This is a genomic window from Streptomyces sp. WI03-4A (assembly GCF_033792105.1).
Taxonomy (GTDB): Bacteria; Actinomycetota; Actinomycetes; order Streptomycetales; family Streptomycetaceae; genus Streptomyces; species Streptomyces collinus_A.
On record NZ_JARAUO010000098.1, the window covers coordinates 1 to 1,661 of the forward strand.

Sequence of the window (1,661 nt, forward strand, 5' to 3'; positions counted from 1 at the left end):
CATCACTAGCAGCACGCACCCATGCCCAGCGTTCCCAACCCGTTCGTCTCCGCTTCCGGCCCCGTCCGTACTTACGGCGCCCCCCGCTGGGCCCGGAACCCGCCACCCGCGGGACCCCCGCCCCCCGTCGCCGGCGCCGCCGCCCCGGCCGCCTTCCCGGTGCGCGCGCCCGCCGCCGCGGCCCTGCCCGGACTGCTCGGCCTGGAGAAGGCGCTGCGCGCCCTCGGCCGCTACCGGGTCGCCTCGGCCCGCTCCGGGGACGAGCGCATCGACGAGGAGGCCACCGCCGACCGCGCCGCCGCCAGCGGCATCCTGCTCCCGGTCACCCGGCCCGGCCGCCGCCGGCGCTGCGACGTCCAGCTCCTGATGGACACCGGGCCCGCCATGGCCGTCTGGGGGCAGCTGGTCGAGGAACTGCGCCAGGCCTGCCAGCAGTCCGGCGCGTTCGCCTCCGTCCGCGTCCACCACCTGTACGCCGACGACTCCGGCGCCCCCCTGATCGGGACGACCGCGGGACCGGGCCGGCACACCCGGCTGCGGCCGGCCGACGAGCTGCACGACCCCACCGGCCGCCGGATCACCTTCGTCATCAGCGACTGCGTGGGCCCGCTGTGGCAGAACGGCAGCGCCCAGCGCCTGCTGCACCACTGGCCCCGCACCGCCCCGCTGGCCGTCGTCCAGCCGCTGCCGCCCCGGCTGTGGGGCCGCACCGCGCTGCCCGCCGAACCGGGCCTGCTGCTGCGCCCCGCCGAGGTCGGCGGCCGGCTCGGCTTCCGGCCCGACGACGAACCCTGGGAGGAACCGGCGCCCGGCGCCCGGCCCGTGCCGGTGCTCCAGCCCACCCCTGAGGCGTTCGAGGCCTTCGCCCGGCTGCTGGGCGGCGCCGGCCCCACCAGCGAGCGGGCCTGGGCGGCCCTCACCGACCCGGCCACGCGTCCGCCGGCGGCCCCCGCCGCACCGGCCCCGCGCGGTGACCACGACCTGCTGCGCGCCTTCCGCGCCGGAGCCTCGCCCGGCGCGCTGCGCCTGGCCGTCTACCTCGCCGCGGCCCCGCTCACGCTGCCCGTGATGCAACTGGTCCAGCGGGCCATGCTGCCCGACACGGGCCCGATGGAACTGGCCGAGGTGCTGCTCGGCGGCCTGCTCAGGCAGCTCCCCGGCACCGAGGACCACCCGTGCTTCGCCTACCCGGGCCGGGTGCAGGACCTGCTGCTGTCCTCCCTCGACCAGGACACCGCCGGGCTCGTGCTCAAACACTGCTCCGCCTACGTGGAACGGCACTTCGGCAGGGGCACCCGCAACTTCGCCGCCCTCGCCGCCGCCCGGCTCGCCGACCACGATCCGGCGGCCGGCGCCGGGCCGTTGCCCGAGGGCACCGGATCACCGGGGGACGGCGGCAGCGTCGAGGCCGAGCTGTTCGCCAGCATCCCGGCCCGGGTGCTGCGCTTCTACCTGCCCGACCTGGTCACGCCCGACCCGCTGACCGAGGCCGAGCGGCTGCTCGGCCAGTGGCACCGGCTGGCCGACCCGGAGGTGCTGCGCCGGGCCCGGGAACAGGCCCAGGCGGCGGTCGCGCCCGGCGCCGCCCCCGGCGGCCCCCGGTCGCACCTCGCGCTCGGCCGGATCCTGCGCGCCGAGGCGGGCACGGCGGCCGCTCGGGC

The 1,661-nt window shown here is 78.7% G+C and carries 1 protein-coding gene; it reads left to right on the forward strand.

Translation table 11 applies throughout. From position 1 onward, the window contains the following. Nucleotides 1-21: 21 nt before the first annotated feature. Nucleotides 22-1,661 (forward strand): SAV_2336 N-terminal domain-related protein (locus tag PV343_RS40195; protein ID WP_319152008.1); only part of this gene is annotated, 1,640 nt, incomplete at its 3' end.